Raw genomic sequence first — 14,628 nt, 5'->3', positions numbered from 1 at the left:
GTAGTTCTTTAGCTATCATTTAATCTATTACTGGATAATAGTTTTTGAGTTTCGTATATCCTATAAATATACAAATTTTATGATTCTGCTAGCTGTGAAGTCTTATAAAACGTTCCTCTAAAACCTTAATATAGGCTAATTCCATTTTTTGGGATAGGAAAGAATTTTGAATCATTTTTATCATTTTACTTTTGTTTTTTTGAAAACGATTGAATACACGATCTATTTGTTTATAACTTAATCCCAGGTCTTCTCCAAAATTTACAAAATGTTCTTTTGTTAATTTTTTCTTTTTTCCACATAGTGTTAAAGCTAATTCTTCTTTATCCTCGGGATCAGCAATAGCCACATTTAAAAGATCATAAGCCGGTGACAATATCCAACCAGGTGCACTTTCAATCATTGAAAAGTTTTTTAAATGCATATCATTGGTTTCTACTAATTTTCCGGCAAGAATTGTATCATAAAATATTTCAGCACTTCTCATTGGTTAATCATTAGGTTCTTTATTTTCTTTTAAACTTACTGGAGCTAATTTGTGTCCAAACATTTTTAGGACCAAATTTACTTTTTCCATATTAAGGTTTGTTTTTCCTTGTTCAATTTTTCGGATAACTGTTAAAGCAACCCCAGTTCTTTCAGTAAATTCTTCTTGAGTTAAATTCACTTCTTTCCTACGCTCTTTTACAAACTGTGCTAATTCTTTCATTATATGCTTTTAAGTATAATTTAAGGTAAAAATACTAAATTATATGTAATTACGTATAATTTAATGTTAAATGTAATTTTTATATGTTAATACATATAAAATAAAAGTTTAGAGTTGCATTATGATACTTTTTGAAGATACTCTGTTACAATTTCTAATTTGATACCGCTATATTCTGCGAATTCTTCTGAAGTTACAAATTGATGTGGCTCTTTTCCAAAATGTTCTTTTATTACATTAAGAAGTTTACGTCCATAACGTTCACTTCTGCCAGTGATGCACTGAATGTCTTTTGGGTATATACAAGCTCTTACTATTTTCATTTGATACACTATCCATACTTTATCCTACCAGTATCTATACTTTATCTATATGCGATAATTCGGAACAAAAAGTTTGTTTCGGAATGGTTGGATGTTGATTTTTTAAATTCCATTTAAAGATAGCTTCATTTGTTGAGAATTAAAAATTTATAGAATTATGGCTAGACAAAATGGTATTATTAAACTAAAAGGAACTATCGGAGGTATTTCTTTTTACAAAACTGCAGATGGACATCTTGCTCGTGAAAAAGGCGGTGTGGATAAATCCAGAATTGCAAACGATCCTGCGTTTCAAAGAACACGTGAAAACGGTGCCGAATTTGGAACTGCTGGTAAAGGTGGGAAATTAGTTAGAAATGCAATTCGTATTCTTTTGCAAAATGCAAAAGATAAAAGAGTGGTTAGCAGATTAACTACTGATCTTTTGAAAATTGTAAAAACTGACTCCACAAATGAACGTGGATTAAGAACTATTCAAGATGGAAATTTAGCTCTTTTAAAGGGTTTTGAATTTAATCTTAATGGAAAATTAGGAGCTACATTATTTACTCCTTTTACAGAAGTATTTGCTAGACCTACTGGAGAGGCAATTTTGAGTATTGCCCCTTTTGCACCTACAATTAGAATTGGAGCTCCTTCAGGAACAACACATTTTAAAATTGTTATGGGTGCTGCTGAGATTGATTTTGCTACTGAGACTTCCGTTTTTGAAAGTGATGAAACTGCTGTATTACCTTATGACAGTGCAGACACTGCTCAAATTGATTTAATGGCAGCGTTAACAGCAAACTCAGTATTACCGGTTATTCAGGTTTTAGGTATTGAGTTTTATCAGGAAGTGAATGGTACAATGTATCCTTTGAAAAATGGTTCTTACAATGCCTTATCTGTGATTGATGTAGACACTGTTTAATGAATTTACTGTTACACAGAACTTATTTAAAAGAGGGCACCAACGGTGTCCTCTTTTATAAAGGGGCATTTTTGGGGTTTATAATTGAATTGCCCTGGTTAGAGAACAAGAGATCTATTTCTTGTATTCCAGAAGGTGTTTATGAATTAAAACCTCGATTTTCTGAAAAGTTTAAGCACCATTTATTGCTTAAAAATGTACCTGGAAGAAATTTGATTTTGATACACCCAGCAAATGATGCAAAAAAAGAATTAAGAGGTTGTTTAGCGCCTGTAAGTTCACTTACAGGAATTGGAAAAGGACTTTCTTCGAAATTAATTTTTCAAAAAATAGTTTCACTATGCCATCAGGCATTTGAAAGAAAAGAAACAATCACATTAACAATTAAATCATAAATTATGAAAATTACAGAACGATATAAAAGAAAAACACCTTCATTTTTTAGAAAACTACGCAATATTGGTATTGCTTTAGCTACTACTGGAGGAGTTATTATTGCCGCTCCAATTTCAGTGCCTACTGTGGTGATTACCATTGCAACTTACTTAACTGTTGCTGGAACTGTGGCGACTGCTATAAGTCAAGCGATGGTATATGACAATGACCAAGACCAGAACGAAAACATAGAAAAAAACTAAATCTTTGATGTTACAGAATGATTTATAGGTAAGAAGTGGTGTTGCTGGAGGTACTTTGCTTTCTACTGCACTGAATATTAGCTTAGATGACATGTTTTTTACGGTGATAATGGCTGTTATTAGTGCGGTAGTTAGTTTTTTTGTTTCTTGTTTGTTGAGGAAGTTGTTTTCTAAGAAATAAAGCCTAGCTATTTTTAGCCAGGCTTTGATTTATTGGTTTTGGGTTATGTCCTAAATTAGGCTTTTTTAAGAGAGGAAGGGTCTAGAAACTTGCTCTCAATTTCTTGATATAATTGACGTAACAGTACCAGCAATAAATAGGGTAACATATAGGGTAACTGAATTATTCTAATTCGATTTTGATGAACTTTACTAGACTAAGATAAAACATTTAAAATACGTTTAAGAGAAAATCTATATTATCATCATACAAAATCAAATGTAAAATGATATATAAATATCACAAGTTCAATAATACTAGGTTCGAATACACTAGTCACTACTAAACAAGAAGCTTCCTTATTTAATGTTTATGAGTAATTTGATTATTATTTTTTCGTTCAATTTTCCTATATTTAGCCAACTTGTCTTTTTGACATGAGAATAAACTAAACATATAGACTAGATGATAGGTTTTTTTAGAACAGTACTAAATAAACTTTCTGATGATAAGTGTTATTTTAAATTCTTACCACTTATTTTTAGTTTTATATCGGGTTTTTCTATATTTTACTTTCTATACATTTTTAATGCATATGGTATTCAAAAAGGATTGTCGTATTCAGGGCATTCACTGCTTTTCAGAAGTATTAGTTTTGGTTTATTAACATTCACATATTTAACCATTTTTGAAATATTATTAAAACCAAAGCTGAGTGTTACAGGTTTTGGATATTCGTGTATATGGTATATCGGTTTAATTTTTCTTGGGAGTCAATTAACTTTTATTCTGTTCAACTTCTTTTGGAATTGGCAAGAATTAAATATGAAATCCTATTTACTTATTATACTAGAATTTCCACTAATGATGATATTTCCACTATTTTTCTATTTAGGTCTAAAATCAATTATAAAATCAAGGAGCCAGGAAGAAAATTACTTATTATTTCAATCTGAAAACGGGAAAGACAATTTAAAAATTAGAAAACGAGATTTTTTGTATGCTGAATCTTTGGGGAATTATATTTCTGTTGTCTTCTTAACAAAGAATAAATCCAATAAACATCTTATTAGAAAACGGCTTAAGGTATTAGAATTGGAGTTAAAAACTATTCCAGAAATAGAAAGAAGCCATAGAAGTTATTTAGTAAATAGATTAAATATTCGAAGCATAAAGCAATCAAAAGCAAAATTACATGTTGAAATTGGTTCTGCTATTATACCTATTTCTAAACAATATAAAGATTCCTTTCTTTCGTAACTAGCATTTCATCCCTCATTGCCTGGTTTCATCACAAAACCCCTTGAAAACACGATTAATGTGATTACAATCTTAATATTTGCAAAAATGAATACCACGAAGAAATTAAAGAAAATATTATTAGCTGTTTTTTGTTTATGCCTTATCATAGGTTGCTACTCAGAGAAATCAGATGCATCTTTACAAAACAATGAAAAGCAAGCACAAAAAATTGACTCACTTATAAAAAGCAATTATAAACAAGAGCTTTTCCATGGTGGAATAGTGATTTCCAAATATGGTGAGACCATTTATGAGAATTACTTAGGTATAGCAGACAGGACTTGGAATATACCTATTCAAAAAAATGTTAAATTTGATATAGCCTCACTTAATAAATCAATGACAGCCGCTTTGATTTTAAAAGCAGTTGAAGAAGATAAGCTTCATTTGAATAACAAACTTGTTGAGTTGCTATCCAATTATTCTTTTGAAGGTAGCTTTCATCCTGAAATAACCATACACCACCTTCTCAGTCACAGTTCGGGACTACCCGATTATAATAATATACCTGAAGAGTTTAAATTAAATAATTTCCTAAAATTTAAGAGGTTTAGGTTCTCTAACGAGGAATATATTAATTTTATCAGTAAGATTGAGCCGTTAAGTGAACCTGGTAAACAATTTTATTACAGTAACTTTGCCTATCATTTACTGGCAATAATTCTCGAGAAAACCTACAAAAAACCTTTTGCAGAGATTCTTAAACTAAAACTGACCAAGCCATTGGGATTAAAAAACACAATTTCTGAGAGTAAGAATGAAGTTTCAATTAATGAACTGGCGAAGGCTTATTTATTTGATGAAGTTACTCAGGAATGGTATCAAAATCCGTTCATTGATTTCAGCTTAGGGAGAAGGATATTTTCAACAGCTTCTGACCTTAACAGATGGGCACAGGTTATGGATAACCCAGGTTATCTAAAGAAAAACTCTTTGCAATTAATGCAACAGAATCATCTTTCTCAAATTTCAAATATCGTTGGCTATGGTTATGGGTGGGTAGTATTCAATAAAGAAAGTAATAATGAATTCGGTAATTTGGGAATTAACAAAAAATACATCATTCATGGTGGCAGTACAGATGGATATAAAGCAATGCTTATTAATATAAATAAAGGAGAGTACGTAATAAGCTTCTTAAGTAATGTCGGAAATCGAACTCAGGAAATGCAACTGTCACAAAAGATTATAAATATATTAATTGATAAAAAAAACGATTGAACTATTTTCAAAATAATAGCTTAATTTAACCAAAATAACTAGAAAAAATATAATGAACAAAAATTATTTATTAGTACTATTAGGAATTACATTTTTATTCAGTTGTGAAAATAACCCAACAATTGAGGGGCTATGGATTGTTAAATCTGTAACAGTTGGAGAAGAAGAAATGACCCCAAATGGAAGATGGATGAGATTTAACTCTGACTTTACACAGGAATCAGGTAATGGGTGGTTTCAACATTCAACTGGGGAGTGGAGTTTAGAACCAGACAATCATGAATTAACCGTTATTAATGAAAATGGTTTAGATGACCTTAATGAGCCTTTTAAAGTAAAAATGTCTAACAATGAAATGATTTGGGAAAGAATGGAAGAAGGACTGATTGTTATAGTTAAATTAGAAAGAATCATCCAGCTTCCTACTACATCAGGGGATAAACTACTTGGATTATGGAAATTGAATGAGTCAGTTGGAACGGATAATTATTTCTCGACTTCAATGGGAACTAATGATTATCTTTTTTTTAGATGGGATAAACGCTTTGTAATTGGGACAGAAAATGGTAAAGTTCATGGTGTTTATAATGTACATGGGCATAAACCAGAAGTTGAATTAATACCGTATGGAGAACAATTTGAAAGAGATTTTTGGAAAATTGATTTTGATGAGAATACTTTAAAATTAAAATTATTAAATACTGATAGCATAGTTTCAAGAAATTTTATAAGAATTCACCAGTTTCCACAAAATTAAGCCCTCCCTATAAAATTAGGGAATTATATAGACTAAATGATAGTTAACATTGAAATTTTGATTGGAATATCATAACTCAAAATCAGTCTCTTTGAGGAAATCATTGACAAACTCATTCAGATTCGATAATTGGATGATTCCTGATTCTAAACAATCCTAAAACTCATCCTCTACAGGCTAAACTTTTTGACGTGCTCGTTTCTTAAGTATGCTTTAAATATGAACTAAATGAAAATACTTAATTTAGATTATACCTTAAATTCAAAGAATAATAGTGATACAAAAAACTGTATCAAATTAGTTCTATTATAGATTTAAAATGATACAGTTGTTGTTTTGATACAGTTTACTACTTTAATAGTTGCGCTTAACTCAAAGTGAAATTCTTTTGCAATGATGTCAGCAACTTGTAATTCTTAATAGGTTTTGTAATATAATCATTGCAACCAGCATCCAACGATTTTTCCCTATCACCAGCTAATCCAAAAGCGGTTTGTGCAATAATTATAACCTTCTTGTTGAATTGTCGGATTTGACGTGTAGCTTCATATCCATTGATTTCAGGCATTTGGATATCCATTAGAATTACATCAATGTCAGGATTATTACGGCAAATTTCAACAGCTTCATTTCCGTTTTTTGCTATTAGAATTTTATTGCTAAACTCACCAACTATTGTCGATAACAATTCTGATGATACTTCATCATCTTCGGCAATGAGTATTTTTAAATTTTTAACTTGATTTACCATATCGTAAGTAATCTTAATATCTTTGATATTGCTTTTTACTTCCAATTCATTGGTGTAAGGTAAGGTAAAATAGAATGTTGAGCCAACACCATCTTCACTCTCTAACCATATTTTACCACCAAGTATTTCAACGTATGCTTTGGTAATTGACAAACCAAGACCAGCTCCTTGACGTGCCATTTTATCCTTGACGTCAGCCTGAATAAAACGCTCAAAAATAGCTGCTTGTCTGTCTTTTGGAACTCCGATTCCCGTATCTTTTATAAAAAACTCTAATTCGGCCTTTTTACTAAGCTCAGCAACTTCACCCCCTGTTTTTAAAACATATCCAAATTCTATGGAACCTTCATCAGAATATTTAATTGCGTTTTTAATTAAGTTTGTCAGAATTGCAAACACTTTTTCACGGTCAGTCTTAATGGTAGCTTGTTTAGTTGGTAATCCGTTTTTGAAGAATATTTGCATTCCCTTGCCTTCAGCCTCTGGTTTAAAAAATGTATAAATGTATTCAATCTGCTCGTTTATATTTGATTCATTTAAATTAACATCCATTAAACCAGCTTCTATCTTAGAAATATCAACAATATCGTTAATGATATTTAGCATTCTATTTCCACTTTTCTCAATAACCCTTATGTACTTTTGTTGCTCTTCATCAGAAAGATGCGGTGTTTTTAGAAGTTCTGAAAATCCAAGAATTCCATTCATCGGAGTACGAATTTCGTGACTCATATTAGCAAGAAATGCTGATTTTAATTTATCACTTTCTTCAGCTTTTTCTTTGGCTAATTTTAAGTTTTCCTGTAAAGACAAGCGTTCCGATATTTTCCATACGTTGTCCATTAAAAGCGTTAGTTGACGAATATCGGAATTGTCGTAATCTGTTGGTTTATTTCCAACTCCCGAAACTGCAACAATTTGGCCATCAAAAATGACAGGTATGGTCATAAATTTTGAAAGTTTTACATGCCCGTGAGGCGTTCCTTTTTTAAGAGGATTCTCTGCTTGATAATCATTAATGACAATTGGCTTTTTTTGTCTTACAGCTTCGCCCCAACACCCAGTACTGTCCAAATCATAAATTGTTTGTGGGTTCATTACTTCACATTCTTTCATTACATCTCTCGACCAGGTATTTAACGAAAATTGCTTATTATTTTCATCGTAAAAGTAGATGTATCCTATTTTACTATTTGTTAGTTCAATTGCTTCGTGAAGTGCATAATCCAACAGTTCCTGAATAGAATTGGTTGATAATTGGGTAACTCGAAGCAAGCTTTCCAAACGTGCATTATTAAATTCTATTTCTTCCTTTTGGAATTTTAGCTTTTGTTCATTTTCTTCAGCTTTTTCTTTGGCTGTCTTTAACTTTCTTTCATTCTTCTTCTTTTCGGTAATATCCTGAATTGTTCCATATAATCTAGTGACTTTACCATCGTTTTTCTCAGCAGTACCAATTGTTCTAACCCATAGGTGTTGCCCCTTTTTATTTATAAAAGGTAATTCCACATCATAAGGTATTCCATTCTCCATAGCATCCCTTACCAACTGAAATATTTTTTTCTGAGCTTGTATAGGATAAAATTTTATTCCGTCAATTCCTTTTGGTGGTTTGTCATCTAATGAAAGACCATAAATTTTTTTAGTTTCACCTGAATAATATGAAGTCATTGTTTCAACATTTAATTCCCATCCACCAATTTTAGCTAAACGTCCGGTTTCATCTAATATTTGTTTGTCCCTACGCTGCTTTTCACTTGTTATTATTCTATCTGTAATATTACGGTTATTACCTCTTCGTCCTAAAAATTTGCCATCTTTATCAAAAATTGGAATACAAGAATGTTCAATCCAAACTTCTTCATTATTTTTATTAATTATTGGGAATTCTAAAGTATGATGTGGCGCTCTTTTGTTTTCGCCATGATAATGATTAGAAACCTCTTTTTTATAATCTTCTCTTACTAAATCAATAAATAAGTCTGGTTTTTTATAAAAATATTCTTCTGAATATCCAGTAATTCCTTTACATGAGGGTGAAATGAAAATATACTTATTGTTTTCGTCTAGCCAATATTCCCAGTCATTTGTATTATCGGCTAAAATCTTAAATTTTGTTTCACTTTCCTTGATTTTTATTGTAGCTTTTTTTACACGGTTTCTTAACAATACAACAAATACGACTAATAAAATTGTTATTCCAATAATTGAAAATAATGAGTTTTTGAGCCATTTTGGAATAATTGGAATAACTCCTACTTTTCCACGTGACCATTTTTGTCTCGATATATTATAAACTGAATTTGCATCATGTGTCCAGTCATCAAGATATGTATCAAATAAGTTTAATAATTCGGTATTTTTATTCTTTTGTACGGTAAGATGAATATCGAATGGATTAAAAATAATGCCACTTGAACGTAAACCGTATTCTTCCGATTTACCAGTTCCAAAAGTGTTATTTACTACTCCTGCATCTACTTCCTTTGAATTAATACTTTTAAATACTTCCTGAAAATCTGCTTTTTCAATAAAAATGCAATTAATTGACAATTTTTCGGCAAGTACTTTTAATTGCTCACCGTTTATGTCAGATTTCATGATAGCAATTGTTTTACCCTCTAAGTCTAAAACGCCATGAATTTCAGCAGCTTCTTTCACGTATACATCTCCCCAAACAGTTAGCAAAGGCGTAGGGCAATAATCCATATAGGTAGCACGCTCATCAGTATAAGCAACACTAACCATCACATCAATTTCATCATTTTGAATACGCTCTAAGCCTTCGTTCCAAGTTCCAAAAACATATTGGAATTGTATATTTTCTTTAGCTTCAATTTCGTGAAATGCATCAACGTAAAAACCTTTAATCTCACCATCATTGTCTTGAAAAATTGCAGGATAAAAATTAAACGCACCAACTTTAACAACCTTTTGAGAGTAAAGATTGTTTGAAGCAATAATGAAGAATATTAGAATATATATTTTTTTAATAATTTTTTTTTTGGAAAATTAAAAAATATTGAAGTCGAAATTAATGAATTTTAATAACTAATTACGTGATAATTATCATTGATAACATTTTAAGATTAGCTCTATACCTTCAACTTAAGAAATAACATATATTTGCTAAGCAACGTTCATCAAAATCGATAGAGAATAGTTCAGTTACCCTATACGTTACCCTTGTAATTGGATGTGCTGTAACATCAATGATATAAAGGTGTTGAGAGCAAGTTTCTAGACCTTCCTCTCTTAAAATTATCTAATTTAGGGCATACCCTTAAATAAAGACCTTGTTGCCCCAAGGTGATTTCTAAACTTTAAGAATTATTATAATACTTAATTATTTCTTGAAGCACTTTTTAATTAGTGAATTTAATTCATGTTTGTTAATAGGTTTTGTAATATAATCATTGCAACCAGCATCCAACGATTTTTCCCTATCACCAGTTAATCCAAAAGCTGTTTGAGCAATAATAATAACCTTTTTGTTAAACTGTCTTATTTGACGTGTTGCTTCATATCCGTTGATTTCAGATAGTTGAATATCCATTAGAATTAAATCAATAGTAGGGTTGTTTTTACATACTTCAACAGCTTCAGTCCCTGTTCTTGCTTTGAGAATTTCACTGCTAAACTCGTCCATATTTAGTGTGATTAACATCTCAGATATTTCATCATCTTCAACAATTAATGTTTTTAAACGATTAATTTGATTTTCTATACTTTCAGTAATCTTAAAATCTATATCACTATTTTTTTCTTTTTGTATAGTAGTATAAGGTAACGTGAAATAGAATGTTGAGCCAATACCTTCTTCGCTTTCTACCCATATCTTGCCTCCCAGCATTTCTACATATGCTTTGGTAATTGACAACCCTAGACCAGCGCCTTGTCTTGCCATTTTATCATCTATATCAGCCTGAATGAAACGTTCAAAAATAGCTTCCTGTCTCTCTTTTGGAATCCCAATACCTGTGTCTTTTATATAAAACTCCAGATAATCTCCATTTTTTTCATAACAAATTTCTATAGAGCCTTCGTTGGAGAATTTAATCGCATTTTTAACCAAATTGGTAAAAATTGCAAACAATTTTTCACGGTCAGTTTTAATGGTAGCTTCTTTTGGTGGTAAGGTCTTTTTTAAGAAAAGTTGCATCCCTTTCGTTTCAACTTCAGGTTTAAAGAAAGTATAGATATATTCTAGTTGCTCGTTTATATTGGATTTTTTCATATCCAATTTCATTAACCCAGCTTCTATCTTTGAAATATCAACAATATCGTTGATAATATTTAACAGTCTATTTCCACTTTTTACAATTATTCCTAGATATTTTTGTTGCTGGCTATCTGAAAGGTGAGGGGTTTTTAGAAGTTCTGAAAATCCAAGAATTCCATTCATTGGGGTACGGATTTCGTGACTCATATTAGCAAGGAATGCGGATTTTAGTCTATCACTTTCTTGGGCTTGTTCCTTAGCTTTAATAAGTTCTAACTCCATTTTTTTACGCTCAGTAATTACCTCTGTATATATAATAAAACCACCAATTGTATTGTCATTTTCATACCATGGTCTGCATTCCCATCTTGTCCACACAACTGTTCCATCATCTTTATAATATGGGTCTTCATCTGCACTCGAAACATTGCCTAATAATGCTTTCTTATGAACATCTCTCCATTTTTGTGGTAAATCTGGGAATACATCGTAATGATGTTTCCCAATAATATTCTTTCCCTTTAAATTGTATTCCTCTAAATATCTTTTACTTACATAGATATATTTGAAATCTTTATCATGAATAGCAACAGCACTTCGGTTATGTTCGATGATATATTTCATTAAATCGCCTGACTGTTTTAAGGCTTTTTTACTTTCTTCTGCTTTTTCTTTGGCTTGTAATAATGCATTTTCGATTCTTTTTGCTTCTGTAATATCTCTTGCTGCCCCAATCATAATATTTTCTTCTGGGAATGGTTGAGAGTTCCAAGATAACCATTTTGTAGAACCATCTTTACAGATATATCTGTTTTCAAATTTGTATATTTCTTTGCCATCAACAATAACAGATTTGATATTATCAGTATCCTTTGCATCATCAGGATGCACAAAATCAAGCCAAGGCTTTGATAATAATTCTTCAATAGACCAACCAAGAGTTTTTTCCCATGCGGGATTGAGATATTTAAAATATCCATCGAATCCAGCAATACAAAACAAGTCAAGAGTCAAATTAAATACTCTGTCACTTTGTAATAATTTTTGCTCATTTTGTTTTTTCTCTGTGATATCAATTGTAGAACCATAAATAGTTAATTTTCCATTGTTAGATATGACCTTTCCCGTTGCTAAAAACCATACAAGTTTATCATCTGCTCTTTTAACTTCATATTCGACAGAAATCAGCTTGTTAATATTTTCGTAAGCATTTTTGATAGCATTGTCAACTAAAGGTAAATATTCGGGTAAAATGTAAGAAAGAAACTTATCCATTGAATTGTCAATTGTTCCATTTGGTAATGCAAGTAATTCATCTGCACCCTCGGAGATATAACAATTCTTAAAATTTTCCTCTTTATCAATATCCCATTTCCATGTGATATTAGGAGTGTTTGCTTGAATTACTTTAATTTGTTGCAAACTGCTATTTGCTTGTTCTTCGGCTTTTAATAATTTTTGTTCTTCTTTCTTTCTTATTGTAATGTCCCTGCCCGTGGAAATAAAGAATTCACCTAATGGAATGCTATCCATAGATAAAAACTGCTTAGTTGCTGGAAAATAAGTTTCCCAACTACAAGATTTCCCCGTTTCAAAAATCTTTTTTACTATTGGCATGAAAAGTTTCTGTGTATCATTATCAAAAATTTCGTTGACTGTTTTCCCGATAACTTGTTGTTTTGTTTTGTTCCAAGCCTTTAAAGCTGATGGGTTAACATCTACTAATTCCCATGTTTTTATTTCTCCGTTTTTGCCTTTGATTACTTTCCAATAATGAATTTCATCAATAATATTTTTAAATAATGTTTTATACTGTTTCTCACTTTCTTCAAGGTTTTGTTCAAACTCTTTGAATTTGGTAATGTCTTGTGTGAAACCAATGGCTGAAATTGCTTTTCCATTTTCATCGAATTTTACTTCCGCTTTTTCCCTGAGCCATTTTACTTTTCCATCAGAAATAATTCTGTGTTCAATGTCATACGGTTTACCTTTTATGGCTGCATTCCATTCACTATTTACGTAATCCCTGTCGTCTGGGTGAATACAGTTTAAAAATACACTGTAGGTAAGTTGAGTTCCATTTTTTAATCCAAAATTGATATAGTTTTCTTTAGTCCATACTAATTTGTTGTTAATAATATCTAGTTCCCACGTACCAATTTTACCTATTTCTTGTGCCTTGGATAAATAATACTGGTTTTTTATTATCTTATCTTCATTTTGTTTCTTTTCAGTGATATCCTGAAATGTACCAAAAACAACATCTGGCTTTCCTTCATTGTTGAAGATGACTTTACCAATTGCTTGAACATCTTTAATGTTGCCCTTGGCAGTTTTTATTTTTAAATTTGTATCAAATTTATTCCCTGTTTTAATTGCCTTGTCAAGTGCGCTCTGAATAATCTGCTTGGATGACTCGTAATAAAAATCAACCGCTTTTTTAACTGTAGGTTTAAAATCTTTATTTACTTCGTGAATATTATAAACTTCCCTTGTCCAAGTTAATTTATTCGTTGTTAGGTCTAACTTCCATCCACCTACTTTTGCAATTGAACTAGTTTCGGTAAATAGTAATTCATTTTCATTCCTTCTATTTTTTTCAATAATTAGTTCATTTTTAGCTTTTTTAAGCTGCTCTTTAAGCTCCTTGTAGGAATATTTTGAACTTGAAAAATCCCTTGCCACCATAATAATTAAGTTTAAAAATGAAACATATATGAAATAAAATTAATAATTAAAGTAATAAACATGGCTGATAAATATCATTGCACTGATTCTATACAATTTCCTAACAGTAATAATCTAGGTAGCCCCTTAATTATTTAACACTAAAATTTTAAAATATATTTTATCTTGTATTGGTGTATTTGATTTTTAAATCAAAACATAGGAAGTTCTTAGCTTATTGTTAGTTAAATGTTTTATTCGTGATATTAATCTATAAATTAAGTAAATCAAATAATTGCTATATTTGATATGCAAAGTTCTTTAAAATCAATAAGTATAATTCAGTTACCCTATGCGTTACCCTTGTAATTGTAGGTGCTGTAACGTCAATGATATCAGGGTGTTGAGATTTAGGTGTTAGACCCTTCCTCTCTTAAAATATTTAATTTAGGACATCATCTAAAATTAGTACAGAAGAAAATCAAAGGATATTATTTATACAGTTGTTGTTTTGATGCAGTTTACTATTTATGCTTTTGTATTAGTGAATCTAATTCAAGTTTATTAATGGGTTTTGTTATATAATCATTACATCCCGCATCCAAAGATTTTTCTCTATCGCCAGTTAATCCGTAAGCTGTTTGTGCTATTATAACAATATCTTTGTTAAATTTCCTTATTTGACGTGTAGCTTCAAGTCCATTCATTTCAGGCATTCGAATATCCATCATAATTAAATCAATATCTGGGTTGTTACGGCAAATTTCAACAACTTCAGTACCCGTACTTGCTTTCATAATTTCATAGCTAAACTCACTTACGTTTATAGAAAGCAACATTTCTGATACTTCATCATCTTCAGCAATTAGTATTTTTAAATTTTTACCTTGATTTTCTGTGTTGTTAGTAACCTCGATTTCTTTGGCACTATTTTTTTCTTTCAATTCAGCATTATAAGGTAACGT

General features: G+C 30.7%; 12 protein-coding genes. 6 read left to right on the top strand and 6 right to left on the bottom strand.

Annotation, left to right across the window (positions count from 1 at the left end):
- Nucleotides 1-88: 88 nt before the first annotated feature.
- From IEW75_RS13595 to IEW75_RS13585, 3 genes are all read right to left on the bottom strand, one after another.
- Entirely contained in the window at nucleotides 89-487 is a 399-nt protein-coding gene (locus IEW75_RS13595; RefSeq protein ID WP_134247155.1) for a HipA domain-containing protein, read from the bottom strand.
- A 3-nt stretch (nucleotides 488-490) separates the two neighbouring features.
- Nucleotides 491-709, bottom strand: coding sequence for a helix-turn-helix domain-containing protein (locus tag IEW75_RS13590; protein ID WP_134247156.1), 219 nt, complete (start codon nucleotides 707-709; stop codon nucleotides 491-493).
- A gap of 119 nt (nucleotides 710-828) precedes the next feature.
- Nucleotides 829-1,032, bottom strand: coding sequence for a hypothetical protein (locus IEW75_RS13585; RefSeq protein ID WP_134247157.1), 204 nt, complete (start codon nucleotides 1,030-1,032; stop codon nucleotides 829-831).
- 157 nt (nucleotides 1,033-1,189) lie between these two features.
- On the opposite strand from IEW75_RS13585, the gene IEW75_RS13580 reads away from it, so the two are divergent.
- The 6 genes from IEW75_RS13580 to IEW75_RS13555 all read left to right on the top strand — a co-directional run bounded on the left by IEW75_RS13580 (nucleotide 1,190) and on the right by IEW75_RS13555 (nucleotide 6,023).
- Nucleotides 1,190-1,945 (top strand): hypothetical protein, encoded by a 756-nt coding sequence (locus IEW75_RS13580; RefSeq protein WP_134247158.1) that lies wholly within the window; start codon nucleotides 1,190-1,192, stop codon nucleotides 1,943-1,945.
- Nucleotides 1,945-2,340, top strand: a complete 396-nt coding sequence (locus IEW75_RS13575) for a DUF5675 family protein (protein ID WP_134247159.1) — start codon at nucleotides 1,945-1,947, stop codon at nucleotides 2,338-2,340. Before IEW75_RS13580 ends, IEW75_RS13575 begins: the two co-directional genes overlap by 1 nt.
- Before the next feature lie 3 nt (nucleotides 2,341-2,343).
- A complete protein-coding gene (locus tag IEW75_RS13570; protein WP_134247160.1) occupies nucleotides 2,344-2,583 on the top strand; it encodes a hypothetical protein in 240 nt (79 codons plus the stop codon).
- A 625-nt stretch (nucleotides 2,584-3,208) separates the two neighbouring features.
- Nucleotides 3,209-4,003, top strand: a complete 795-nt coding sequence (locus tag IEW75_RS13565) for a LytTR family transcriptional regulator DNA-binding domain-containing protein (protein ID WP_134247161.1) — start codon at nucleotides 3,209-3,211, stop codon at nucleotides 4,001-4,003.
- 87 nt (nucleotides 4,004-4,090) lie between these two features.
- Nucleotides 4,091-5,266, top strand: coding sequence for a serine hydrolase domain-containing protein (locus IEW75_RS13560; protein WP_134247162.1), 1,176 nt, complete (start codon nucleotides 4,091-4,093; stop codon nucleotides 5,264-5,266).
- Between the two features lie 52 nt (nucleotides 5,267-5,318).
- The gene (locus tag IEW75_RS13555) at nucleotides 5,319-6,023 is read left to right on the top strand and encodes a hypothetical protein (protein ID WP_134247163.1); all 705 of its coding nucleotides are present in this window, start codon (nucleotides 5,319-5,321) and stop codon (nucleotides 6,021-6,023) included.
- A 367-nt stretch (nucleotides 6,024-6,390) separates the two neighbouring features.
- On the opposite strand, the gene IEW75_RS13550 is transcribed toward IEW75_RS13555, so the two are convergent.
- The 3 genes from IEW75_RS13550 to IEW75_RS13540 form a co-directional block, all read right to left on the bottom strand.
- Nucleotides 6,391-9,735 carry a GAF domain-containing protein gene (locus IEW75_RS13550; protein WP_262711417.1) on the bottom strand — a complete coding sequence of 1,115 codons (3,345 nt, stop codon included), beginning with the start codon at nucleotides 9,733-9,735 and terminating at the stop codon, nucleotides 6,391-6,393.
- 385 nt (nucleotides 9,736-10,120) lie between these two features.
- Nucleotides 10,121-13,684: a PAS domain S-box protein gene (locus tag IEW75_RS13545; RefSeq protein ID WP_134247165.1), complete on the bottom strand. Its 3,564-nt coding sequence runs from the start codon at nucleotides 13,682-13,684 to the stop codon at nucleotides 10,121-10,123.
- 503 nt (nucleotides 13,685-14,187) lie between these two features.
- Nucleotides 14,188-14,628, bottom strand: a 441-nt coding sequence (locus IEW75_RS13540) for a response regulator (protein WP_229714466.1), incomplete at its 5' end; no start/stop codon positions are given.

Origin of the sequence: Lutibacter litoralis (assembly GCF_014646675.1) — a bacterium.
Taxonomy (GTDB): domain Bacteria; phylum Bacteroidota; class Bacteroidia; order Flavobacteriales; family Flavobacteriaceae; genus Lutibacter; species Lutibacter litoralis.
The sequence above is the reverse complement of the archived record's forward strand: the minus strand, read 5'-3'. Positions and strand labels throughout refer to the sequence as shown.

What these genes read in the sequence shown, in the direction of transcription:
- IEW75_RS13595 (WP_134247155.1), bottom strand. Translation starts at nt 487, where the DNA reads ATGAGAAGTGCTGAAATATTTTATGATACAATTCTTGCCGGAAAATTA.
- IEW75_RS13590 (WP_134247156.1), bottom strand. Translation starts at nt 709, where the DNA reads ATGAAAGAATTAGCACAGTTTGTAAAAGAGCGTAGGAAAGAAGTGAAT.
- IEW75_RS13585 (WP_134247157.1), bottom strand. Translation starts at nt 1,032, where the DNA reads ATGAAAATAGTAAGAGCTTGTATATACCCAAAAGACATTCAGTGCATC.
- IEW75_RS13580 (WP_134247158.1), top strand. Translation starts at nt 1,190, where the DNA reads ATGGCTAGACAAAATGGTATTATTAAACTAAAAGGAACTATCGGAGGT.
- IEW75_RS13575 (WP_134247159.1), top strand. Translation starts at nt 1,945, where the DNA reads ATGAATTTACTGTTACACAGAACTTATTTAAAAGAGGGCACCAACGGT.
- IEW75_RS13570 (WP_134247160.1), top strand. Translation starts at nt 2,344, where the DNA reads ATGAAAATTACAGAACGATATAAAAGAAAAACACCTTCATTTTTTAGA.
- IEW75_RS13565 (WP_134247161.1), top strand. Translation starts at nt 3,209, where the DNA reads ATGATAGGTTTTTTTAGAACAGTACTAAATAAACTTTCTGATGATAAG.
- IEW75_RS13560 (WP_134247162.1), top strand. Translation starts at nt 4,091, where the DNA reads ATGAATACCACGAAGAAATTAAAGAAAATATTATTAGCTGTTTTTTGT.
- IEW75_RS13555 (WP_134247163.1), top strand. Translation starts at nt 5,319, where the DNA reads ATGAACAAAAATTATTTATTAGTACTATTAGGAATTACATTTTTATTC.
- IEW75_RS13545 (WP_134247165.1), bottom strand. Translation starts at nt 13,684, where the DNA reads ATGGTGGCAAGGGATTTTTCAAGTTCAAAATATTCCTACAAGGAGCTT.